This is a genomic window from Streptomyces sp. DH24, from assembly GCF_029813775.1.
Taxonomy (GTDB): domain Bacteria; phylum Actinomycetota; class Actinomycetes; order Streptomycetales; family Streptomycetaceae; genus Streptomyces.
Genome location: NZ_JARVKW010000059.1, coordinates 16,656 through 38,353, shown reverse-complemented (window position 1 = coordinate 38,353; position 21,698 = coordinate 16,656). Strand labels below are relative to the sequence as shown.

Sequence of the window (21,698 nt, the reverse complement as noted above, 5' to 3'; positions counted from 1 at the left end):
CCACGTCCCCCTCCCCGGGCCCCACCGGGCCCCCGCAAGCCCTGGAGCAGTACCTCCCATGCCCGAGACCACCCACGTCTACGACTACGTCGTCATCGGCGGCGGCACCGCCGGGTCCGTCATCGCCTCCCGGCTGACCGAGAACCCCGACGTCACCGTCGCCGTCATCGAGGGCGGCCCCAGCGACGTCGACCGCGACGACGTCCTCACGCTGCGCCGCTGGATGGGCCTGCTCGGCGGCGAGCTGGACTACGACTACCCCACCACCGAGCAGCCACGCGGCAACTCGCACATCCGGCACAGCCGCGCCCGCGTGCTCGGCGGTTGCTCCTCCCACAACACGCTCATCGCGTTCAAGCCGCTGCCGTCCGACTGGGACGAGTGGGAGGCCGCCGGCGCCAAGGGCTGGGGCGCCGTCCCGATGGAGGCGTACTACGCGCGGCTGAAGAACAACATCGTCCCGGTCGACGAGAAGGACCGCAACGCCATCGCCCGCGACTTCGTGGACGCCGCCCAGAGCGCGCTCGGCGTGCCGCGCGTCGAGGGCTTCAACAGGAAGCCGTTCACGGAGGGCGTCGGCTTCTTCGACCTCGCCTACCACCCGGAGAACAACAAGCGGTCCTCGGCCTCGGTCGCGTACCTGCACCCGGTGATGGACGAGCGCGCCAACCTCCGCCTCTACCTGGAGACCTGGGCGTACAAGCTGGAGTTCGACGGCACCCGCGCCGAGGGCGTGCACGTGCGTGCCAAGGACGGCTCCGAGTTCCTGGTCCGCGTCCGGGGCGAGGTCCTGCTGTGCGCCGGCGCCGTCGACTCGCCGCGGCTGCTGCTGCACTCCGGCATCGGCCCCCGGGAGCAGCTGGAGGCGCTGGGCATCCCCGTCGTCCTCGACCTGCCGGGCGTCGGCGAGAACCTGCTCGACCACCCCGAGTCGGTCATCGTCTGGGAGACCCACGGGCCGATTCCGGAGAACTCCGCGATGGACTCCGACGCGGGCCTGTTCGTGCGCCGCGACCCCGAACACCCCGGCCCGGACCTGATGTTCCACTTCTACCAGATCCCGTTCACGGACAACCCGGAGCGACTGGGCTACGAGCGGCCGGAGTTCGGCGTCTCCATGACCCCGAACATCCCCAAGCCCAGGAGCCGCGGACGCCTCTACCTGACCAGCGCCGACCCGTCCGTGAAGCCCGCCCTGGACTTCCGGTACTTCACCGACGAGGACGACTACGACGGCCGCACCCTCGTCGACGGCATCAGGATCGCCCGCGAGATCGCGCGGACCGAACCGCTCGCGCACTGGCTCAAGCGCGAGGTCTGCCCCGGCCCGGACGTCACCGGCGACGAGGAACTGAGCGAGTACGCCCGCAAGGTCGCGCACACCGTGTACCACCCCGCGGGCACCTGCCGCATGGGTGCCGCCCACGACGAACGGGCCGTGGTCGACCCCGAGTTGCGCGTCCGCGGCCTGGAGGGCATCCGCGTCGCCGACGCCTCCGTCTTCCCGACCATGACCGCGGTGAACCCCATGATCGGCGTGCTCATGGTCGGTGAGCGGGCCGTCGACCTGATCGGAGGTGGTGCGTGATGAGTACGACGACCGACGCCCGCGAGAGCGCCGGCAACCCCGTCTTCTCCGTCGAGGGCCTGTGGAAGGTGTTCGGCCCGAAGGCCCACCGCATACCCGGCGACCCCGAACTCGCCGGCCTGGACGCCGCCGGGCTGCGCGCCCGCACCGGCTGCACGGCCGCCGTCCGTGACGTGACCTTCGACGTCCGCAAGGGCGAGGTCTTCGTCGTCATGGGCCTGTCCGGCTCCGGCAAGTCCACGCTGGTGCGCTGTCTGACCCGGCTCATCGAGCCGACGTCCGGCCGGATCGCCATCGACGGCGAGGACGTCCGCGCCATGGACAGGTCCCGCCTGCGCGCACTGCGCCGGCACCGGGCCGCGATGGTCTTCCAGCACTTCGGCCTGCTCCCGCACCGCACCGTCCTGGACAACGTGGCCTACGGCCTGGAGATCCAGGGCCTCGGCAGGGCCGAACGGCGCGCCAGGGCCGCCGAGGTCGTCGCCAAGGTCGGCCTGGCGGGCATGGAGCAGCGCAGGCCCGCCCAGCTGTCCGGCGGCCAGCGCCAGCGCGTCGGCCTCGCCCGCGCGCTCGCCGTGGACCCCGAAGTCCTCCTGTTCGACGAGCCGTTCAGCGCGCTCGACCCGCTGATCCGGCGCGACATGCAGGAGGAGGTGATCCGGCTGCACCGCGAGGAGGGCCGCACGATGGTCTTCATCACCCACGACCTGAACGAGGCGCTGCGCCTCGGCGACCGCATCGCCCTGATGCGCGACGGCCGGATCGTCCAGCTCGGCACGCCCGAGGAGATCGTCGGCTCGCCCGCCGACGACTACGTCCGCGCGTTCGTCCGCGACGTCCCGCGCGAACAGGTCATGACGGTCCGCACGGCCATGCGGACCGCCTCCGCCGACGAGGCGGGCAAGGGCCCGGCGGTCGCCCCGGACGCGACGGTCTCGACGGCGATCGAGGCGGTGGCGCGGGCGGGCACCGCCGCCCGGGTCATGGACGGCGGCCGGTGCCTGGGCGTGGTCGACCCGGCCGGCCTGCTGGACGTCGTGGCGGGCACCGCCGCGAGCACGCGGACCGCCGAGCCCGCGACCGACCCGAAGATCCCGGCACCGCTGCCGCGCAGGGAACGCCGGCGCCCCGCCGGCGCCACCGAGGAGCCGGCGTGACGGCGACGATCACCGCGACGACGCGGAAGGCGTCACCGCCGGGCGTCCTGACGAGCCGGGCCGCCCGCAAGCTGCTCGCCCTCGCCCTGCTCGCGGCGGTCCTCGTCCCGCTGGCCACCGCCAGATGGGGCGGCGCCACCTGGCCCGCCGCCCTCACGGTCGACCTCTCCGAGCCGCTGGGCAGGACCAGCGACTGGATCATCGACAACCGCGACAGCCACCCGCTGTTCCTCTACTTCTTCGGCCACGTCAGCAACGCGGTGGTCGTCTCCGTGCGCGCCGTCTACCTCGGCCTGCTCGCCGTGGGCTGGGCCGGCGTCACCGCCGTCGGCGCCCTGATCGCCTGGCGCGTCGCGGGCGTCCGCCTGGCCGCCGGCACGGCCCTCGCGTTCCTGGCGTGCGGCGCCCTCGGCATGTGGGTGCCGACCATGCAGACCCTCGCGCTGATGGTCGTCGCGGTCGTCACGTCCGTCGTCGTCGGCGCCCTGCTGGGGCTCGCCGCCGGGCTGTCGGACCGGACGGAGCGCGCCCTGCGCCCGGTGCTGGACACCATGCAGGTGCTCCCGGCCTTCGCCTACCTCCTCCCCGTCGTGCTGGTCTTCGGCATCGGCGTCCCCGCCGCCGTCCTCGCCACCGTCGTCTACGCCGCCCCGCCGATGGCCCGGCTCACCTCGCTCGGCCTGCGCGGCGCCGACAAGGAGGTGCTGGAGGCCGTCGAGTCGCTCGGCTCCACCGCACGGCAGCGCCTGCTGACCGCGCGCATCCCGCTGGCCCGCAAGGAACTCCTGCTCGGCGTCAACCAGACGATCATGATGGCGCTGTCCATGGCGGTCATCGCCTCCGTGATCGGCGCGGGCGGCCTCGGCGACCGCGTCTACCAGGCGCTCGCCTCGGTCGACGTGGGCGCGGCCCTCGCCGCCGGTATCCCCATCGTGCTGCTGGCCGTCGTCCTGGACCGGGTCACCGCCGCCGCCGGCGCCGCACTCGGGGACGACCCGAAACCCCGCCGGTACCTCGCGCTCGCCCTGGTCGCCGCCGTGGCCGTCGCGGTCGCCGGGCGCTTCGCGGGCCGCCTGGAGTGGCCCGGCGCCTGGACCGTGAACATCGCCGAGCCGGTCAACCGGGCCGTCGCCTGGATGACCGACCACCTCTACTCGGGCGTGCCCGTCATCGGCGGCACTGCCGACTGGGCCGCCCGCTTCACCACCTGGGTGCTCGACCCGCTGCGGGACGGCCTGCAGTGGCTGCCCTGGTGGTCCGTGCTGCTCGTCGTCGCCGCCCTGGCCTGGCTGATCGGCACCTGGCGCACCGCGCTGACCGCCGTCCTCGCCATGGCCGCGACCGGGGTGCTCGGCGTGTGGAAGCCGTCCCTGGACACCCTGTCCCAGGTGCTGGCGGCCGTCGCCGTCGCCCTCGTGCTCGGCTTCGCCACCGGCATCGCCGCCGCCCGCAGCGACCGCTTCGAACGCCTGCTGCGCCCGGTGCTCGACGTGTTCCAGACGATGCCGCAGTTCGTGTACCTGATTCCGGTCGTCGCCCTGTTCGGCGTCGGCCGCGCCCCGGCCGTCGCGGCGGCCGTCGTGTACGCCCTGCCCGCGGTGGTCCGCATCACCGCGCAGGGGCTGCGCCAGGTCGACCCGGCCGCCCTGGAGTCGGCCCGCTCGCTCGGCGCGACCAGCGGCCAGCAGCTCCGCCAGGTGCAACTGCCGCTGGCCCGCCCGGCGCTGCTGCTCGCCGTCAACCAGGGCGTCGTCCTGGTGCTCGCCGTCGTCATCATCGGCGGCCTGGTCGGCGGCGGCGCCCTCGGCTACGACGTCGTCTTCGGCCTGGCGCAGGGCGACCTCGCGACCGGTCTGGTGGCCGGCGCCGCCATCGTCTGCCTGGGCCTGATGCTGGACCGGGTGACGCAGCCGACCGGACGCCGCGCCAAGAAGGGAGCGTGACATGCGACTTCGTACGACTGCCGTAGTGGGCTCGCTGGTGCTGCTCACCGGCTGCGGCGCCGCCGACATGACCGAGCAGGCCTCGCCGTTCGCGAACGCCCGGGGCGCCAGGACGGTCACCCTGTCCGTCCAGTCCTGGGTGGGCGCGCAGTCCAACGTGGCCGTCGCCCAGTACCTGCTGGAGCACGAGCTGGGCTACCGCGTCGACACCGTCCAGGTCGACGAGGTCCCCGCCTGGGACGCGCTCAGCCAGGGCCGCGTCGACGCGATCCTGGAGGACTGGGGCCACCCCGAGCAGGAGAAGCGGTACGTCCAGGACAAGAAGACCATCGCGCCCGGCGGCGACCTCGGGGTCACCGGGCACATCGGCTGGTTCGTCCCGACGTACTTCGCGAAGCGGCACCCGGACGTCACCGACTGGAAGAACCTCGACAAGTACGCCGAGCGGTTCCGCACCGCCGAGAGCGGCGGCAAGGGCCAGCTGATGGACGGCTCACCGTCCTACGTCACCAACGACAAGGCCCTGGTGAAGAACCTGAAGCTGGACTACGAGGTGGTGTTCGCGGGCTCCGAGGCGGCGCAGATCACGCAGATCAAGCAGTTCGCCAAGGAGAAGAAGCCCTTCCTCACCTACTGGTACACGCCGCAGTGGCTGTTCGAGAAGGTCCCGATGACCGAGGTGAAGCTGCCCCCGTACAAGGAGGGCTGCGACGCCGACCCGGAGAAGGTCGCCTGCGCCTATCCGCACACGCCGCTGCAGAAGTACCTCAACGCGGACTTCGCGGAGAACGGCGGCGAGGCGGCGGACTTCCTGCGGAAGTTCCGGTGGACGACCGAGGACCAGAACGAGGTCTCCCTGATGATCGCCGAGCGGAGACTGTCGCCCGAGGAGGCGGCGAAGAAGTGGGTGGACAGCCACGAGTCCACCTGGAAGGCGTGGCTGTCCTGACCCCGTGTGTCACGGCTTCGGCAGCTCGGCCGCGATGCCGCGGAGCGCCTGAGCGGCCCGCCGTTGCAGGCCCGGCCCGAAGGTGATCCTGGTGGCCCCTCGCTTGCCCAGTTCGGCGGGGGAGGGGCCGCTGCCGTCCACGGTGCCGTTGATGTTGACCGGCCCCTCGATCCCGGACCGCAGCAGCGGCAGCACCTCCACGGGGGCGTCGATCGGGTACACGCAGTCGGCGCCCGCCGCGACGTACAGCGCGGCCCGTGCGACGGTCTGCCCCGGGTCTGCGACCCCGCGCAGGAACGTGTCCACGCGCGCGTTGACGAAGAGCAGGCCGGCCGCCTCCGAGCACACCTCGGCGAGCCAGTCGGCGTGCCGCCGCGGGTCCTTGAGGACGCCGTTCACGGAGTCCTCGAGATTGCAGCCGACGGCCCCGGCCTCCAGCAGCCGCCCGACCAGTTCCCCCGGCGGGAGCCCGTAACCGCCCTCGACGTCCGCCGACACGGGCACGTCCACGGCCCGCGTGATCCGCGCGACCGCCGCGAACATCTCGTCGGCCGGGGTCCGCCCGTCCTCGTACCCGAGGCTGGCGGCGACGCCCGCGCTCGGTGTCGCGAGGGCCGGGAACCCCGCGTCGGCGAACACCCGGGCGCTCGCCGCGTCCCAGGGCCCCGGGAGCACCAGAGGGTCACCCGGCAGGCGGTGCCGGTGCAGTGCGCGGAACGTCTCCGCCCTGCTCACCACTCGGTGCTCCCCGGGGGAATCCGCCGGGCGACCATCAGCCGGTTCCAGCCGTTGATGACGGTGATCACCGCGAGGAGATGGGCGAGTTGCCGTTCGTCGAAGTGCTTGGCGGCCCGCTGGTACACCTCGTCCGGCACGAATCCGTCGGTCAGGACCGTGACCGCCTCGGTGAGCGCGAGGGCGGCGCGCTCGCGCTCGTCGAAGACGTCACCGGCCTCCTCCCAGACCGCCAGCAGGCCCAACTGCCGTTCGCCGACCCCGCTTTCGCGGGCGATCGCGAGGTGCATGTCGAGGCAGAACGCGCACCGGTTGAGCTGGGAGGCGCGGACCTGGACCAGCTCGGCGAGGGCCGGGTCGCCGAGACCCCGCTTCGCGGCGGCACTCAGCGCCCGCATCGCGGAGCGGACCCCGGCGTCGAGCCGCGTCGTCCGTGCCGTCACTTGTGCCGCTCCGGGCGGTAGTGGCCCGGCGTCCGGCGGCAGGTCACCCCGAAGCGGTTCCACGCGTTGATCGCGGCGATCGCGGCGATCAGCTGGGCCAGTTCGGCCTCCTCGAAGTGCTTGGCGGCCCGCTCGTACACCTCGTCCGGCACGAATCCGTCGGTCAGCACAGTGACGGCCTCGGTCAGCTCCAGGGCCGCCAGCTCCTTCTCGGTGTAGAAGTGCCGCGACTCCTCCCAGGAGTTGAGCTGGATGATCCGCTCGACGCTCTCGCCCGCCGCGAGCGCGTCCTTGCTGTGCATGTCGATGCACAGGGCGCAGCGGTTGATCTGGGAGGCGCGGATCTTCACCAGCTCGTGCAGCGTGGGGTCGAGGCCCCGCCCGACGGCCGTGTCGAGCCGGACCATCGCCTTGAACACCTCGGGCGCGAGCGCGGCCCAGTCCAGGCGCGGGGGGTGTTCGGGAGCGTACGGCGCGGGGGCCGTCGGGTTCGTCGTGTTCGTGGTCATGCCCCCGACCCTAGGAGGGAAGCAGCCCAGAGGTATGGTCCATTTCCATGGCAGAACGCTGGGCCACTTTGGGCGTCGACCTGCACCTCGAACCGACCGGTCCCGGTCTGCGCCGGGGCCTGACCGACGCCCTGCGCGAGGCCGTGCGCACCGGCCGCCTCGCGCCCGGCACCCGGCTGCCCTCCTCCCGGGCGCTCGCCGCCGACCTGGGCATCGCCCGCAACACGGTCGCCGACGCCTACGCCGACCTCGTCGCCGAGGGCTGGCTGACGGCCCGGCAGGGGTCGGGCACGAGGGCGGCGGAACGGCGGGTGGCCCCGCCCGCCGGCACCACCCGCTCCGCGCGACGCCCGGCACGCCCGGCGTACGACCTGCGGCCCGGCTCGCCCGACCTGTCGGCGTTCCCCCGCGCGGCCTGGCTCAGGGCGGCCCGCCGCGCGCTGGCCGCGGCGCCGTACGACGTGCTCGACTACGGCGACCCGCGGGGCCGCCCGGAACTGCGGTCCGCCCTCGCCCAGTACCTCGCTCGGTCCCGGGGCGTAAGCGCCCACCCGGAACGGATCGTGGTGTGCGGCGGCCTGGTCCACGGGCTGAGCCTGCTCGGCCGGGTGATCCGGGCGCGCGGCGCCGAGACGGTCGCGGTCGAGTCGTACGGCCTGGACGCCCACTGGTCGCTGCTGCGCGGGGCGGGCCTGCGTACCGAACCGCTGCCGTTCGACGCGCGGGGCACGGACCCGGCGGGCCTGAGCACGGAGGGCGCGGTGCTGCTGACACCCGCCCACCAGTTCCCGATGGGCGTGCCCCTGCACCCCGACCGGCGGACCACGGTGGTCGACTGGGCCCGCCGCACGGGTGGCCTGGTCCTGGAGGACGACTACGACGGCGAGTTCCGCTACGACCGCCAGCCGGTCGGCGCCCTGCAGGGCCTGGACCCCGACCACGTGGTCTACCTCGGCACGGCCAGCAAATCCCTGGCCCCCGGCCTGCGTCTGGCGTGGATGGTGCTGCCGCCGGGCCTGGTGGACGAGGTCACCCGGGCGAAGGGGCACGTCGACCTGTGCGGGGCGCTGGACCAGCTCACGCTCGCGGAGTTCATCACGTCGGGCGCCTACGACCGCCACGTACGCGCGTCCCGCCTGCGCTACCGGCGCCGCCGTGACGCCCTGGTCGCGGGCCTCGCGGCCCACGCCCCGGACGTCACGGTCACCGGAATCGCGGCCGGCCTGCACGCCCTGCTCCGCCTGCCGCCCGGCACGGAGAGGGCGGCGATCCGGTCGGCGGCATGGCACGACCTGGCCCTGCACGGCCTGACCACCTACCGCCACGAGTCCGCCCGCGCGGAGCGGCTGGACGCGCTGGTGGTGGGCTACGGGACAGCGCCGGGGCACGCGTGGGGGGCGACGCTGGAGGCGTTGTACCGGGTACTGCCGTGAGGACGCGCCGCGGGCGGCGTACCGGTGCCGTGCCCCGGGCGGCCCGGCACCGCACCCCCTCGGAGCGTCAGCTGGCCGCCCAGACCTCGGCGTCCTCGGCCGGGACGGTGGTGGCCAGGCCGAGTTCCTCGCGGGCGGCGACCGACTCGTTCGGGTCGATGCCGGTGAACGCCGGGTCGTAGGCGGTGTAGAACGCGTCGGAGTCGGCGGCGTCCGCGGCCTTCTTCCAGTGTCCGGCCGCCTTCGTCAGCGTGGCGCGGAGCTTGCCGACCTCGGTGCCCTCGATGCCCTTCATGCCCTCGACGTGGGTGTCGAGGGCCGCCGCGACGGCCTTGGCCATCGCCTTGTAGCCGGCCAGGTCGTCCTCGACGTTCTCCTTCTCGGGCTGGTTCGCCCACAGGGCCTCGTAGACCGCGTTCGAACCCTTGAGGTAGGTGGCCTGTTCGGGCTTGAGGGACTTCGCGGTGTCCAGCGAGCCCTTGAACGTGCCCTTCTCCATGGTGTAGGTGCAGCTCACCGCGCGGTCACCCGTCGCCCAGCTCTCGCTGGTCGGGGTGTAGTAGAAGAGGGCGACGCCCTTGGGGAGCGCCCAGGTGTCCGGGGAGTACGTCTGCGCCTCGACCGGGCAGCGGGTGTCCGCGATCGCCGAGACCTCGTCGTCGCCGGGGTACGCCTTGCCCTTGTCGATCGCGAACTCGCCGACGACCTGGCCCTCGTGCGCCTCGTCGCAGGGCACGATCTCGACGGCGTACGCCGTCCCCTCGGCCTTGCCGTGCGGGTTGTAGCAGTCGCCGACGTCCAGCGAGAACACCGAGCGCTGGCGAGCCACCTTCTTCGCGCCGTCCTTGGCGCTGTCGACGGCGTCGGAGACGTCCGAACATCCCGCCGCGCCGAGCGCGAGCAGGGCGGCGACGGCGGACATGCCGCGAAGGGGGCGGTGCCGGAAACGGGCTGACATGACGTGCACATCCTCTTATGTGATCTTTATGAAGGGTGTGCGCATCGTAGGCCACTGCTGTGGCCCGGCTGTGCGAAGACCCTCCCCACCACGGCATTCCGACTCGCGACGGGCGGGGAGGGTTGTACGGGAGTTGTGAGAATCGACGGGCAAACCGCCCCAAGTCCCCGCCCCCGGGCCCCCGTATCCCCCGGCCGCCTGGGCGCCGCCACCCCGCGGACCCTAGGCTTGCGGCCGGAAACCGGTCGGCCGGCAATCGGCCACGCACCACTTCGGGGGAGACGAACACATGGCTCACACACGGCGCCGGCTGCGGTCGAGCACGGTGGTACTCGGCGGCATGGGAGTCGTCGCGGCGGCCCTGACCTCCTGCGGGTCGGAACCGGACCGCCGTTGCGTGGACCGCGACAGCTACGACCTGTACAAGGGCTACCGGATCATCTCGGACGACAACTGCGAGGGATATTCGTCCAACGGCGAGTGGTACTACGACGGGGACATCGACGGAAGCCACGTCCAGTACGGCTCCTTCAGCCGCAGCGAGGCCGTCGACCGCGGCGGCTTCGGCTGCTCGGCGTCCGGCAGCGGCGGCGGCTGAGCGGACCGGCCCGGACATGGAACGCCGCACCATCGAGCCCCGCCCCGGCTGGCAGCAGACCGTCGAGGAACAGGGGCTGATCTACCCGCTCACCCGCTACCCCGACGGCTCGCTGCGCCCCTACTGGGACGAGAGCGCGTACTACGTCTTCACGCTGGACGAGGTCGAGGCACTGGAGGAGGTCGTCGAGGAACTGCACCGCATGTGCCTCGCCGCGGCGGCCCACATCGTGGCCGAGGACCGCTTCACGGACCTCGGCATCACCGACCCGCGCCTGGCCCGCGCGGTCGCCGAGGCCTGGCGCCGGCGCGCCGAACTCCCGTCCGTCTACGGCCGCTTCGACCTGCGCTACGACGGCACCGGCCCCGCCAAGCTGCTGGAGTACAACGCCGACACCCCCACCTCCCTGGTGGAGGCCGCCTCCCCCCAGTGGTTCTGGATGGAGGAACGCTTCCCGGGCGCCGACCAGTGGAACTCCCTCCACGAACGCCTCGTCGACGCCTGGAAGAAACAGGCCCCCCTGCTCCCGCCGGGCAGCCCGCTGTACTTCGCGTACTCCGACGCCGACGAGTACGGCGAGGACCTGATGACGGTCGCCTACCTCAAGGAGACCGCCGAACAGGCAGGCCTCGACACCGCCTGGATCACGATGGAGGAGATCGGCTGGGACCGCCTCTCCGGCCGCTTCGTCGACCTGCGTCTGCGCTTCATCCGCAGCTGCTTCAAGCTCTACCCCTGGGAGTGGCTCACCACCGACCGGTTCGCCGGCCAGGTCCTCGACACCCTCGACAACGGCGGCGGCACGGGCAGCACCCTGTGGATCGAACCGGCGTGGAAGATGCTGCTCAGCAACAAGGCCCTGCTCGCCGTCCTCTGGGAGCTCTACCCCGGCCACCCCAACCTGCTCCCGGCCTACCTCGACGGCCCCCGCGAACTCGCGGACACCACCGGCTACGTCGCCAAGCCCCTGCTGGGCAGGGAAGGCGCCGGCGTCACCGTCCACGAGCCGGGCGCCGCCCCCGCCGTCCGCGACGAACCCTGCTGCTACCAGGAGCTCGCGCCCCTGCCGTCCTTCGACGGCAACCGCGTCGTCCTCGGCACCTGGGTCGTCGAGGACGAGGCGGCCGGCCTCGGCATCCGCGAGTCCTCCGGCCTGATCACCGACGAGTACGCCCGCTTCCTGCCGCACGTGATTCTCTAGCCGCGGGTGCGCGCCGAGGGGCCCGCGCGCGCCGCGGGCCCCGTGCACGCCGCCGGCCCCGTGCACGCCGCCGGCCACGCGCACGCCGTGAGCCGCCGATGGTGGGTGGCCGACGGTCGCAGTGTCGGCGACGGTCGCGGGCCGTGCGTCCGCCGTGGTCAGCGGCCTCCCGGAGGCCCGTCGCCCGCCTCTCGCCGTCGCCCGCATGGTGGACGCGCCGACGGGCCCGGAGGCGCCGCCCGGTAGGCTGGCGGCGGGCCGTGACTGGCGTGCTGGGATGGGACCGACCATCGGGAAGCGGCTCCGGGAGCCTGGCGACAGGCTCGCCGCGCGAGTGCCGTGCGCCTGGGCCGAACCGTGACCGCCGACAGCCACGCCCGGAGGCCGACATGCCAGACCAGCAGCCCCTCTCCACCGAGTCCACCGCCTACCGAGCCGCCCTCGACGTGATCCGCGCCGTCGAGCCGCGCGTCGCCGACGCCATCGGCCAGGAGGTGCACGACCAGCGCGAGATGCTCAAGCTGATCGCCTCCGAGAACTACGCCTCCCCGGCGACCCTCCTCGCGATGGGCAACTGGTTCAGCGACAAGTACGCCGAGGGCACCGTCGGCCGCCGCTTCTACGCCGGCTGCCGCAACGTCGACACCGTCGAGTCCCTCGCCGCCGAGCACGCCCGCGAGCTGTTCGGCGCCCGCCACGCCTACGTCCAGCCGCACTCCGGCATCGACGCCAACCTCGTCGCCTTCTGGGCCGTCCTCGCCGACCGCGTCGAGGCGCCCTTCCTGGCGAAGACCGGCGTCCGCCAGATCAACGAGCTGACCGACGCCGACTGGGCCGAGCTGCGCCAGGCCTTCGGCAACCAGCGCATGCTCGGCATGTCCCTGGACGCGGGCGGCCACCTCACCCACGGCTTCCGCCCGAACATCTCCGGCAAGATGTTCGACCAGCGCTCCTACGGCACCGACCCGGCCACCGGCCTCATCGACTACGACGCCCTGCGCGCCCAGGCCCGCGAGTTCAAGCCGCTGATCATCGTCGCCGGCTACTCCGCCTACCCGCGTCTGGTGAACTTCCGGATCATGCGCGAGATCGCCGACGAGGTCGGCGCCACGCTCATGGTCGACATGGCCCACTTCGCGGGCCTGGTGGCAGGCAAGGTCCTCACCGGCGACTTCGACCCGGTCCCGCACGCCCAGATCGTCACCACGACCACCCACAAGTCGCTGCGCGGCCCGCGCGGCGGCATGGTCCTGTGCGACGACTCCCTCAAGGACCAGGTCGACCGCGGCTGCCCGATGGTCCTCGGCGGCCCGCTCCCGCACGTCATGGCCGCCAAGGCCGTCGCCCTCGCCGAGGCCCGGCAGCCGTCCTTCCAGGACTACGCCCAGCGCATCGTCGACAACTCCCGCGCCCTCGCCGAGGGCCTGACGCGCCGCGGCGCCACCCTGGTGACCGGCGGCACGGACAACCACCTGAACCTGATCGACGTGGCGTCCTCCTACGGCCTCACCGGCCGCCAGGCCGAGGCCGCCCTGCTGGACTCCGGCATCGTCACCAACCGCAACGCCATCCCGGCCGACCCGAACGGCGCCTGGTACACCTCCGGCATCCGCATCGGCACCCCGGCGCTGACCACGCGCGGCCTGGGCACGGCGGAGATGGACGAGGTCGCGGGCCTGATCGACCGCGTCCTGACCGGCACCGAGCCGGGCACCACCAAGTCCGGCGCCCCGTCGAAGGCCGCCCACGTACTGGACCCGAAGGTGGCGGAGGAGATCTCCCGGCGGGCGACGGACCTGGTGGCCGGCTTCCCGCTCTACCCGGAGATCGACCTGGGCTGAAGCGCCCCGCACGGGCGCGGGGAACCGCCGACCGGCCCGCCCCGGTCCGCGGTTCCCCCTGCACAAACCCCCCTGGACTCTCTGAGAGAATGGGGGGCATGGCGAATGACCGACCGCGCGTGCTCTCCGGAATCCAGCCCACAGCAGGCTCGTTCCACCTCGGCAACTACCTCGGCGCCGTCCGCCAGTGGGTGGCGCTCCAGGAGACCCACGACGCGTTCTACATGGTCGTCGACCTGCACGCGATCACGGTTCCGCAGGACCCGCAGGACCTGCGCGCGAACACCCGCCTGGCCGCCGCCCAGCTCCTCGCGGCCGGCCTCGACCCGGAGCGCTGCACGCTCTTCGTCCAGAGCCACGTCCCCGAGCACGCCCAGCTCGCCTGGATCATGAACTGCCTCACCGGCTTCGGCGAGGCCTCCCGCATGACCCAGTTCAAGGACAAGTCCGCCCGGCAGGGCGCCGACCGCGCGAGCGTCGGCCTCTTCACGTACCCGATCCTCCAGGTCGCGGACATCCTGCTCTACCAGGCCAACGAGGTCCCGGTCGGCGAGGACCAGCGCCAGCACATCGAGCTGACCCGCGACCTCGCCGAGCGCTTCAACGGCCGCTTCGGCGAGATCTTCACCCTCCCCAAGGCGTACATCCTCAAGGAGACGGCGAAGATCTACGACCTGCAGGACCCGTCGATCAAGATGAGCAAGTCGGCGTCCACGCCCAAGGGCCTCATCAACCTGCTCGACGAGCCGAAGGCCACCGCGAAGAAGGTCAAGAGCGCGGTCACCGACACGGACACGGTCATCCGCTACGACATGGCCGAGAAGCCCGGCGTCAGCAACCTCCTCTCCATCTACTCGACGCTCACCGGCGCGACGGTCGCCGAACTGGAGCAGAAGTACGAGGGCAAGGGCTACGGTGCGCTGAAGACGGACCTCGCCGAGGTCATGACCGAGTTCGTGACGCCGTTCCGGGAGCGCACCCAGCAGTACCTGGACGACCCGGAGACGCTGGACTCGATCCTGGCCAAGGGCGCGGAGAAGGCGCGCGCCGTCGCCGCCGAGACCCTCGCCCAGGCGTACGACAAGGTGGGATTCCTGCCCGCCAAGCACTGAACCGCACGCCCGGCACCCGCCGTACCACCGGACAGCGCTGCACATCACGTCGGTTGCGCCTGCCCGCGGCACGGTCGTGGCCGTACAGTCGATAACCGGGCGGCCGCAGCGGTGGCCGTTCCCGCCCGCCGACCCGGCGGGCACCCGACGAGGACGACAGGAGACGACGTGGGGACCGTAACGATCGGTGTGTCGATCGCGGTCCCGGAGCCTCACGGCAGCGAGCTCCAGCAGCTGCGCGCGGGCTTCGGCGACGCCGCGGCTCACGGTATCCCCACGCACGTCACACTGCTGCCGCCGACGGAGGTCGACGACGCGGCCCTGCCGGCGATCGAGGCACACCTGGCCGAGGTCGCGGCGGCCGGCCGGCCGTTCCCGATGCGGCTGTCCGGGACCGGCACCTTCCGGCCGCTGTCGCCGGTGGTGTTCGTGCGGGTCGTGGAGGGCGCCGAGGCGTGCACCTGGCTGCAGAAGCAGGTCCGGGACGCCTCCGGCCCCGTGGCCCGGGAGCTGCAGTTCCCGTACCACCCGCACGTCACCGTGGCGCACGGCATCGAGGAGGCCGCGATGGACCGCGCCTACGAGGAGCTGTCCGGCTACGAGGCCCAGTGGCCCTGCACCGGCTTCGCGCTCTACGAGCAGGGCGCCGACGGCGTGTGGCGCAAGCTCCGCGAGTTCGCCTTCGGCGGCCCGGTGGTGCCCCCGCAGGCGGGGCCCACGCAGCGCGGTTCGCTTCCCGCGCGGTAGCGGCCCCGCCGGACCGTCAGACCGGCAGGCGGCGGAAGATCCCCCGCGGCAGGTGGCGCAGCGCCGCCATCACCACGCGCAGCGCCCCCGGCACCCACACCGTCTCCGAGCGGCGCCGCAGGCCCAGCTCGATGGCCGTCGCGACCGCCTCCGGAGTCGTCGCGAGCGGCGCCTCCGGCAGCCCGGCGGTCATCCGGGAGCGCACGAACCCGGGCCGTACGACCATGACGTGCACGCCCGTGCCGTACAGCGCGTCGCCCAGACCCTGCGTGAACGTGTCCAGGCCGGCCTTGCTGGAGCCGTAGATGAAGTTGGCGCGCCGGGCCCGCTCACCGGCGACCGACGACAGCACGACGAGGGAGCCGTGGCCCTGCGCCTGGAGTGCGCCCGCGCACACCAGGCCCGCCGACACCGCGCCCGTGTAGTTGGTCTGCGCGACCCGCACCGCGTTCACCGGCTGCCGCTCGTCCTGCGCCTGGTCGCCGAGGACGCCGAAGGCGAGCAGCACCATGTCGACGTCGCCCTCGGCGAAGATCTTGCCGAGCACCGCCTCGTGCGACTCGGGGTCCAGCGCGTCGAACGCGACGGTGTGCACCCGGGCGCCCAGGCTCCGCAGGTGCGCGGCGGCCTCGTCCAGGGCGGGCGTCGGACGGCCCGCGAGCCAGACGGTGCGGGTGCGGCGGGCGATCAGCCGGCGTGCGGTGGCCAGCGCGATCTCGGACGTACCGCCGAGGACGAGCAGGGACTGGGGGAGGCCGAAGGCGTCCTTCACGACAGCTCCTAGAGGTTGAGGCGGCGGGACAGGTCCGAGGCGAACACCCCGTCCGGGTCGAGCTCCGCGCGCAGCGCCCGGAACCGGGGCAGCCGCGGATACATGACGTCGAGCAATTCCGGCCGCAGCCGGGCGTCCTTGGCGAGGTAGACCCGCCCGCCGGCGCCGGCCACCTCCTCGTCCAGCTCGTCGAGGAAGGCCGCGAGCCCCGGCAGCCCGGCCGGGATGTCCAGCGCCAGCGTCCAGCCGGGCACCGGGAAGGACAGCCAGCCCGGGTCGGCCTCCCCGAAGCGTTTGAGGACGGCGAGGAAGGACGGGCAGCGGCGCTCGGAGATGCGGCGCACGATCCGGCGCAGGGCGTCCTCGCGGCCGTGGCCGACGACGAACTGGTACTGCACGAAGCCGCCGCGGCCGTAGACCCGGTTCCAGTGCGGCACCCCGTCCAGGGGGTGGAAGAACGTGGAGATGCGCTGGAGCTCGCCGGTCCGCGCGCGGGGTGCCTTGCGGTACCAGAACTCGTTGAACAGGCCCACGGTGGTCCGGCTGAGCAGGCCCTCCGGCACGAAGGCGGGGGCGGCCGGGAAGCGGGAGGTCCGGAAGGCCAGCGGGGCCCGGCGCGCGCGGGCGCCACGCGGCAGCGCGTCCAGCGGCGCGTGGTCGCCGCGGGTGAGGACCGCGCGGCCGGTCGCCGCGCCGCGCGCCAGCAGGTCGATCCAGGCGACCGAGTAGCGGTAGCGGTGGTCGGATTCGGCCAGGCGCGCCATCAGGTCGTCGAGGTCCGTGGCGCGCTCGGTGTCGACGCTCATGAGCGCCGTCTCGACCGGCTGGAGCCGCACCGTGGCGGTCAGGATCACGCCGGTCAGGCCCATGCCGCCGGTCGTCGCGTCGAACAGGGGGGTGCCGCGGCCCACGGTGCGGACCTCGCCGTCCGCGGTGAGCAGCTCGAAGGACAGCACGTGCCGCGAGAACGAGCCCGACACGTGGTGGTTCTTGCCGTGGATGTCCGCGCCGATCGCGCCGCCGACGGTCACGTAGCGCGTGCCGGGGGTGACCGGCACGAACCAGCCGAGCGGCAGCAGCACCTCCATCAGCCGGTGCAGCGAGACGCCCGCGTCGCACAGCACCGTGCCGCCGTCGGCGTCGACGGCGTGGACGCGGTCCAGGCCGGTCATGTCGAGCACGGCCCCGCCGGCGTTCTGCGCCGCGTCGCCGTACGCCCGTCCCAGGCCCCGGGGGATGCCGCCGCGCGCCCCGCAGCCCCGGACGGCCGCCACGGCCTCCTCGTACGTCCCGGGACGCACGAGACGGGCGGCGGTGGGGGCGGTGCGGCCCCATCCCGTGAGCGGAACGGTGTCGGCAGACATGTTGGTGACCGTATCGCCGGGATACAGGCGGTTGGGCCAGTGACGTTCGCGCTCTACCCGAAATGGGTGATTAATGGTATGTCGCTCAATATTGCCGGACTTCCGGCGGTGGCGGCGTGAACAGTGGAGCGTCATGGACGATCTCCACGACGACCTCCACGACTGGGACCGGCGGATCGTCGCGGCGCTCCACGCGCGCGGCACGGACCCCGGGGTGGCCGCCGCCGCGCGGACGCTGTCCCGGGCGGGCGAGCACGGGGCGCTGTGGCTGACGGCGGGCCTCCTCGGCGCCGCCGTGGACCGCCCCCGGCGCGCCGCCTGGCTGCGCGGCGCCGCGCTCACCGCGGGCGCGCATCTGGCCAGCATGGCCGTGAAGAGGGTCGTACGCCGTCCCCGCCCCGCCCACGTCGAGCCCCTGGTGCGCACCGCGGGCCGGCACTCCTTCCCCAGCTCGCACGCCACCTCCGCGGCGGCCGCCGCCGTCGCCTACGGGGCGCTCGGCGCGTACGCGGTGGCGCCGCTCGCCGCCGCGATGTGCCTGTCCCGGCTGGTGGTCGGGGTGCACTACGTCTCCGACGTCGCGGCGGGCGCCGCCCTCGGGGCGCTCACGGCACGGGCCGGGGCGCGCTGGATGCACGGCCCCGACGCCCGCCGGGCGCACGGGGGCCGCCGTGGCTGAGGCCACGCGCGGGTCCGGCACCGCGCGCGCCGCGAAAGCGGCCCCGAGGAGACGGCGGGCGACGCGGCGGGACGCCGGCCCACCCCGCCCCAAGGGAGGCCTGCTCAGCGGCCTGTTGCGGACCGCGCGCCCCAAACAGTGGGTCAAGAACGTCCTCGTCGTCGCCGCCCCCGCCGCGGCCGGGCAGCTGTTCACGTCCCACGCCCTGACCCAGGTCGCCCTCGTCTTCGTCCTCTTCACCGCCTGCGCCGCCGCCGTCTACCTGGTCAACGACGCCCGCGACGCCGACGCCGACCGCGCCCACCCCACCAAACGGCACCGTCCCGTCGCCGCCGGACAGGTCCCCGTGCCCGTCGCCTACGCCGTCGGCGGCGCCCTGGCCGTCCTCGCGCCCGTGGCCGCGGCCCGGCTGACCTCGCCCGCCGTCGCCGCCCTGCTGACCGCGTACCTCGCCATGCAACTGGCCTACTGCGTCAGCCTGAAGCACGTCCTCGTCGTCGACCTCGTCGTCGTCACGACCGGCTTCCTGATGCGGGCCGTCGCCGGCGGCCTCGCCCTCGGCATCCCGCTCTCGCGCTGGTTCCTGATCACGACCGGGTTCGGGGCGCTGTTCATGGTGTCGGCCAAGCGCTACTCCGAGGCCGTGCAACTGGGCGGGAAAGCGGGCGCCGCGCGCGCGTTGCTCACCGAGTACACCACCGGCTACCTGCGCTTCGTGTGGCAGCTCGCGGCCGGAGTCGCCGTCCTCGGCTACTGCCTGTGGGCCCTGGAGGAGGGCGGCGTCCCGCACACCAGCGTGCTGCCCTGGCGGCAGCTGTCCGTGGTCGCCTTCGTCCTCGCCGTCCTCAGGTACGCCGTCTTCGCCGACCGCGGCACCGCGGGCGAACCCGAGGACGTCGTCCTCCGCGACCGCGCGCTCGCCCTCATCGGCGTGGTGTGGCTGGTCATGTACGCACTGGCCGTGGCGAATTGGTGACTCGCCCGCCGGTCGGCCGCCGACGCGAGCTGCTCGGCTTCGCCGGCGCCGGACTCCTCGCCTACGCCACCGACCTGGCCCTCTTCACCTGGCTGCGCGGCCCCGCCGGACTCGACCCGCTCACCGCCAAGGCGCTGTCCTTCGTGGCCGGCTGCACCGTCGCCTACGCCGGCAACGCCTTCGGCACCTACCGGCACACCCGGCCGCGCGGTCTGCGCCCGTACGCGGTGTTCTTCCTGGTCAACATCGCCGGCGCGCTCGTCCAGCTGCTGTGCCTCGCCGTCAGCCACTACGGCCTCGGGTTCACCTCGCAGCGCGCCGACACGATCTCGGGCGCCGGGGTCGGGATGGTTCTCGCGACCGTTCTCAGGTTCTGGGGCACCCGAACCTGGGTATTCGGCACGCCGGAAAGCGTCGCGGAGCCGGCGGGGGGCGGAGACAGATCATGGACTGGCTGAAAAGGCTCCCCGTCGTCGGGCCGCTCGTAACCCGGGCGATGCGCACGCACGCGTGGCGGTCGTTCGAGCGGCTGGACCGCGTGAAGTGGGCACGGCTGGCCGCGGCGATGACGTTCACCAGCTTCGTCGCGCTGTTCCCGCTGCTCACCGTGGTCGCCTCGATCGCCGCCGCGACCCTCGGCCGCGAGCGGCAGGACACGCTCCAGGACAAGATCGCCGAGCAGGTGCCCGGCATCTCCGACCAGATGAACATCGAGGGCCTGGTGGAGAACGCCGGCACCGTCGGCCTCATCGCGGCCGTCGCGCTGCTGTTCACCGGCATCAACTGGGCCGGCTCCACGCACGAGTGCCTGCGCGCCGTGTGGGAACTGCCCGACGAGGAGGAGAACCCGGTCCTGCGCAAGGCGAAGGACCTGGGCATCCTCGTCGGACTCGGCGGCGCCGTCCTCGTCACCATCGGCGCCTCCACCGTCGCCTCCGCGATGATCGGCTGGATCACCCGGCAGCTCGGCATCGACGAGGGCGGCCTCGGCAGCGTCCTGCTGCACCTCGCCGCGTTCACCGTCGCCGTGCTGGCCGACTTCCTGCTCCTGCTGTACGTCCTGACGCTGCTGCCCGGCGTCGAACCGCCGCGCCGCCGGCTGCTCGTGGCGGCGCTGACCGGCGCGATCGGCTTCGAACTGCTCAAGCTGCTGCTGAGCAGCTACCTGCAGGGCGTGGCCGCCAAGAGCATGTACGGCGCCTTCGGCGTGCCGGTCGCCCTGCTGCTGTGGATCAACTTCACGGCGAAGCTGGTGCTGTTCTGCGCCGCCTGGACCGCGACGGGCGGCGAGAACGAGGCCGAGACCGAGGCCGAGAACGAGGCCGACTCCGCCGACGTCAGGGACGCGTCCGGCGACGGACCAGCTCCGGCAGCGGCCAGCGGCGGTTGACCAGGAACGCGGCGCCCGCCAGCAGCACCAGCAGCCCGCCGGCGATGGCCAGCGCTATGCCGATGCCGCTGTTGGCGTCCTGCGGGGCACTGGCCACCGGCTTGGTGCCCGCGGCGCCCTCGCCCGCCCCGCCGGCCTCGCCCGAGAGGCTGGTGCCCGGCTGCGGGCTCGCCTGCGCGGCGCCCCTCGGCGGCACCAGCTCGCCCACCGGCTGCACCTTGCCGGCCGCCTTGAAGCCCCAGTCGAGAAGGCTGGCGGTCTCCTTGTAGACCCGGTTGTGCTCGTCCTTCTCCGGGTGCATCACCGTCACCAGCAGCACCCTGCCGTCGCGCTCGGCGACGCCCGTGAAGGTGGCGCCCGCGTTGGTGGTGTTGCCGTTCTTGACGCCCGCGATGCCCGTGTACTGCGTGATGTCGTAGTCGCCGGTCAGCAGCCGGTTGGTGTTCTGGATCTCGAAGGTCTCGCGGACCTTCTTGCCCTTCTTGTTCTTCTTCGTCTCGCCGGGGAACTTCGCCGACAGCGTCGAGCAGTACTCGCGGAAGTCCTTCTTCTGGAGCCCGGACCGCGCGATCAGCGTCAGGTCGTACGCGGAGGAGACCTGCCCCTTCGCGTCGTAGCCGTCCGGGGAGACCACGTGCGTGTCGAGGGCCTGGAGCTCCTCGGCGTGCTCGTTCATCTCCCTGACGGTGTTGGGGATGCCGTTGTTCATCGCGGACAGCACGCGCACGGCGTCGTTGCCGGAGCGCAGGAACACCCCGAGCCACAGGTCGTGGACGGTGTAGGTCTCGTCCTCCTTTATGCCGACCATGCTGGAGCCGACGCCGATGCCGGCCAGGTCGGCCGGGGCGACCCGGTGCTTCCGCGTCTTCGGGAACTTCGGCAGCAGCGTGTCCGCGAACAGCATCTTCAGCGTGCTCGCCGGGGCCAGGCGCCAGTGCGCGTTGTGCGCGGCCAGCACCTCGCCCGACTCGGCGTCGGCGACGATCCACGAGCGGGCGGACACGTCCTTCGGCAGCACCGGCGCGTCGCCCGCCAGGCTCACCTGCGTGCCGGCCTTCCCCAGCCGGGCGCCGCCCACGCTCGACATGGTCGCCGGGGGAGTGGCCGACGGGCTCGCCGTCGGCGACGGTTTCGGCGCCGCCGACACGGCGGGCGCGGCCAGCGCGGTGGACACAACGACGGCGGAAGCGACCAGCAGGGACCGGCTGACGCTCTTCTTGGGTGCGGGCACGACCGAGAACGTACATGCACCTGCCAGGAATGTCCCGCCCCGGCCCCCACCCCGGCCACGGAACCAGTCACG

21 protein-coding genes are annotated in these 21,698 nt (G+C 73.0%); 14 read left to right on the top strand and 7 right to left on the bottom strand.

Features of this window, described 5'->3' with window-relative positions:
* Nucleotides 1-58 precede the first annotated feature (58 nt).
* From QC282_RS30220 to QC282_RS30205, 4 genes are read left to right on the top strand one after another with little or no spacing between them, the layout of a single operon-like run.
* On the top strand, nt 59-1,588 hold the full coding sequence (locus QC282_RS30220) for a GMC family oxidoreductase (protein WP_279552771.1): 1,530 nt from the start codon (nt 59-61) through the stop codon (nt 1,586-1,588).
* On the top strand, nt 1,588-2,745 hold the full coding sequence (locus QC282_RS30215) for a betaine/proline/choline family ABC transporter ATP-binding protein (RefSeq protein WP_279552770.1): 1,158 nt from the start codon (nt 1,588-1,590) through the stop codon (nt 2,743-2,745). The genes QC282_RS30220 and QC282_RS30215 overlap by 1 nt, the downstream gene beginning before the upstream one ends.
* On the top strand, nt 2,742-4,688 hold the full coding sequence (locus QC282_RS30210; protein ID WP_279552769.1) for a proline/glycine betaine ABC transporter permease: 1,947 nt from the start codon (nt 2,742-2,744) through the stop codon (nt 4,686-4,688). Before QC282_RS30215 ends, QC282_RS30210 begins: the two co-directional genes overlap by 4 nt.
* 1 nt (nt 4,689) lies before the next feature.
* Nucleotides 4,690-5,637, top strand: a complete 948-nt coding sequence (locus QC282_RS30205; protein WP_279552768.1) for an ABC transporter substrate-binding protein — start codon at nt 4,690-4,692, stop codon at nt 5,635-5,637.
* A gap of 9 nt (nt 5,638-5,646) precedes the next feature.
* Here the strand turns inward: QC282_RS30205 and QC282_RS30200 are convergent, their stop codons facing one another.
* From QC282_RS30200 to QC282_RS30190, 3 genes are read right to left on the bottom strand one after another with little or no spacing between them, the layout of a single operon-like run.
* Nucleotides 5,647-6,372, bottom strand: coding sequence for an isocitrate lyase/phosphoenolpyruvate mutase family protein (locus QC282_RS30200; RefSeq protein ID WP_279552767.1), 726 nt, complete (start codon nt 6,370-6,372; stop codon nt 5,647-5,649).
* On the bottom strand, nt 6,369-6,815 hold the full coding sequence (locus QC282_RS30195) for a carboxymuconolactone decarboxylase family protein (protein WP_279552766.1): 447 nt from the start codon (nt 6,813-6,815) through the stop codon (nt 6,369-6,371). The genes QC282_RS30200 and QC282_RS30195 overlap by 4 nt, the downstream gene beginning before the upstream one ends.
* Nucleotides 6,812-7,324, bottom strand: a complete 513-nt coding sequence (locus QC282_RS30190; protein ID WP_279552765.1) for a carboxymuconolactone decarboxylase family protein — start codon at nt 7,322-7,324, stop codon at nt 6,812-6,814. The genes QC282_RS30195 and QC282_RS30190 overlap by 4 nt, the downstream gene beginning before the upstream one ends.
* Before the next feature lie 47 nt (nt 7,325-7,371).
* Here QC282_RS30190 and QC282_RS30185 point away from each other — a divergent pair, with 47 nt between their 5' ends.
* A complete protein-coding gene (locus QC282_RS30185) occupies nt 7,372-8,757 on the top strand; it encodes a PLP-dependent aminotransferase family protein (RefSeq protein WP_279552764.1) in 1,386 nt (461 codons plus the stop codon).
* Nucleotides 8,758-8,824: 67 nt separating this feature from the next.
* Here the strand turns inward: QC282_RS30185 and QC282_RS30180 are convergent, their stop codons facing one another.
* A complete protein-coding gene (locus tag QC282_RS30180; protein WP_279552763.1) occupies nt 8,825-9,715 on the bottom strand; it encodes a septum formation family protein in 891 nt (296 codons plus the stop codon).
* A 289-nt stretch (nt 9,716-10,004) separates the two neighbouring features.
* On the opposite strand from QC282_RS30180, the gene QC282_RS30175 reads away from it, so the two are divergent.
* The 5 genes from QC282_RS30175 to QC282_RS30155 all read left to right on the top strand — a co-directional run bounded on the left by QC282_RS30175 (nt 10,005) and on the right by QC282_RS30155 (nt 15,214).
* Nucleotides 10,005-10,313 (top strand): hypothetical protein, encoded by a 309-nt coding sequence (locus tag QC282_RS30175; RefSeq protein WP_279552762.1) that lies wholly within the window; start codon nt 10,005-10,007, stop codon nt 10,311-10,313.
* 16 nt (nt 10,314-10,329) lie between these two features.
* The gene (locus QC282_RS30170) at nt 10,330-11,514 is read left to right on the top strand and encodes a glutathionylspermidine synthase family protein (protein WP_279552761.1); all 1,185 of its coding nucleotides are present in this window, start codon (nt 10,330-10,332) and stop codon (nt 11,512-11,514) included.
* 389 nt (nt 11,515-11,903) lie between these two features.
* Nucleotides 11,904-13,355 (top strand): glycine hydroxymethyltransferase, encoded by a 1,452-nt coding sequence (locus QC282_RS30165; RefSeq protein ID WP_279552760.1) that lies wholly within the window; start codon nt 11,904-11,906, stop codon nt 13,353-13,355.
* A gap of 98 nt (nt 13,356-13,453) precedes the next feature.
* Nucleotides 13,454-14,467: a tryptophan--tRNA ligase gene (gene trpS / locus QC282_RS30160; protein WP_279552759.1), complete on the top strand. Its 1,014-nt coding sequence runs from the start codon at nt 13,454-13,456 to the stop codon at nt 14,465-14,467.
* A 168-nt stretch (nt 14,468-14,635) separates the two neighbouring features.
* A complete protein-coding gene (locus QC282_RS30155) occupies nt 14,636-15,214 on the top strand; it encodes a 2'-5' RNA ligase family protein (RefSeq protein ID WP_279552758.1) in 579 nt (192 codons plus the stop codon).
* Between the two features lie 16 nt (nt 15,215-15,230).
* On the opposite strand, the gene QC282_RS30150 is transcribed toward QC282_RS30155, so the two are convergent.
* Both QC282_RS30150 and QC282_RS30145 read right to left on the bottom strand, forming a co-directional pair.
* Nucleotides 15,231-15,986, bottom strand: a complete 756-nt coding sequence (locus QC282_RS30150) for a decaprenylphospho-beta-D-erythro-pentofuranosid-2-ulose 2-reductase (RefSeq protein WP_279552757.1) — start codon at nt 15,984-15,986, stop codon at nt 15,231-15,233.
* Nucleotides 15,987-15,994: 8 nt separating this feature from the next.
* On the bottom strand, nt 15,995-17,350 hold the full coding sequence (locus QC282_RS30145; protein WP_279552756.1) for an FAD-binding oxidoreductase: 1,356 nt from the start codon (nt 17,348-17,350) through the stop codon (nt 15,995-15,997).
* 133 nt (nt 17,351-17,483) lie between these two features.
* On the opposite strand from QC282_RS30145, the gene QC282_RS30140 reads away from it, so the two are divergent.
* From QC282_RS30140 to QC282_RS30125, 4 genes are read left to right on the top strand one after another with little or no spacing between them, the layout of a single operon-like run.
* On the top strand, nt 17,484-18,029 hold the full coding sequence (locus tag QC282_RS30140) for a phosphatase PAP2 family protein (protein WP_279552755.1): 546 nt from the start codon (nt 17,484-17,486) through the stop codon (nt 18,027-18,029).
* A complete protein-coding gene (locus QC282_RS30135; RefSeq protein WP_279552754.1) occupies nt 18,022-19,005 on the top strand; it encodes a decaprenyl-phosphate phosphoribosyltransferase in 984 nt (327 codons plus the stop codon). The genes QC282_RS30140 and QC282_RS30135 overlap by 8 nt, the downstream gene beginning before the upstream one ends.
* Entirely contained in the window at nt 19,002-19,463 is a 462-nt protein-coding gene (locus QC282_RS30130) for a GtrA family protein (protein WP_279552753.1), read from the top strand. Before QC282_RS30135 ends, QC282_RS30130 begins: the two co-directional genes overlap by 4 nt.
* On the top strand, nt 19,451-20,395 hold the full coding sequence (locus QC282_RS30125) for a YihY/virulence factor BrkB family protein (protein WP_279552752.1): 945 nt from the start codon (nt 19,451-19,453) through the stop codon (nt 20,393-20,395). The genes QC282_RS30130 and QC282_RS30125 overlap by 13 nt, the downstream gene beginning before the upstream one ends.
* On the opposite strand, the gene QC282_RS30120 is transcribed toward QC282_RS30125, so the two are convergent.
* Nucleotides 20,343-21,626 carry a D-alanyl-D-alanine carboxypeptidase gene (locus QC282_RS30120; RefSeq protein ID WP_336621096.1) on the bottom strand — a complete coding sequence of 428 codons (1,284 nt, stop codon included), beginning with the start codon at nt 21,624-21,626 and terminating at the stop codon, nt 20,343-20,345. The genes QC282_RS30125 and QC282_RS30120 overlap by 53 nt on opposite strands.
* Between the last annotated feature and the right edge of the window lie 72 nt (nt 21,627-21,698).

What these genes read in the sequence shown, in the direction of transcription:
- QC282_RS30185 (WP_279552764.1), top strand. Translation starts at nt 7,372, where the DNA reads ATGGCAGAACGCTGGGCCACTTTGGGCGTCGACCTGCACCTCGAACCG.
- QC282_RS30190 (WP_279552765.1), bottom strand. Translation starts at nt 7,324, where the DNA reads ATGACCACGAACACGACGAACCCGACGGCCCCCGCGCCGTACGCTCCC.
- QC282_RS30175 (WP_279552762.1), top strand. Translation starts at nt 10,005, where the DNA reads ATGGCTCACACACGGCGCCGGCTGCGGTCGAGCACGGTGGTACTCGGC.
- QC282_RS30165 (WP_279552760.1), top strand. Translation starts at nt 11,904, where the DNA reads ATGCCAGACCAGCAGCCCCTCTCCACCGAGTCCACCGCCTACCGAGCC.
- QC282_RS30180 (WP_279552763.1), bottom strand. Translation starts at nt 9,715, where the DNA reads ATGTCAGCCCGTTTCCGGCACCGCCCCCTTCGCGGCATGTCCGCCGTC.
- QC282_RS30205 (WP_279552768.1), top strand. Translation starts at nt 4,690, where the DNA reads ATGCGACTTCGTACGACTGCCGTAGTGGGCTCGCTGGTGCTGCTCACC.
- QC282_RS30170 (WP_279552761.1), top strand. Translation starts at nt 10,330, where the DNA reads ATGGAACGCCGCACCATCGAGCCCCGCCCCGGCTGGCAGCAGACCGTC.
- trpS (WP_279552759.1), top strand. Translation starts at nt 13,454, where the DNA reads ATGGCGAATGACCGACCGCGCGTGCTCTCCGGAATCCAGCCCACAGCA.
- QC282_RS30145 (WP_279552756.1), bottom strand. Translation starts at nt 17,350, where the DNA reads ATGTCTGCCGACACCGTTCCGCTCACGGGATGGGGCCGCACCGCCCCC.
- QC282_RS30220 (WP_279552771.1), top strand. Translation starts at nt 59, where the DNA reads ATGCCCGAGACCACCCACGTCTACGACTACGTCGTCATCGGCGGCGGC.
- QC282_RS30140 (WP_279552755.1), top strand. Translation starts at nt 17,484, where the DNA reads ATGGACGATCTCCACGACGACCTCCACGACTGGGACCGGCGGATCGTC.
- QC282_RS30125 (WP_279552752.1), top strand. Translation starts at nt 19,451, where the DNA reads ATGGACTGGCTGAAAAGGCTCCCCGTCGTCGGGCCGCTCGTAACCCGG.
- QC282_RS30215 (WP_279552770.1), top strand. Translation starts at nt 1,588, where the DNA reads ATGAGTACGACGACCGACGCCCGCGAGAGCGCCGGCAACCCCGTCTTC.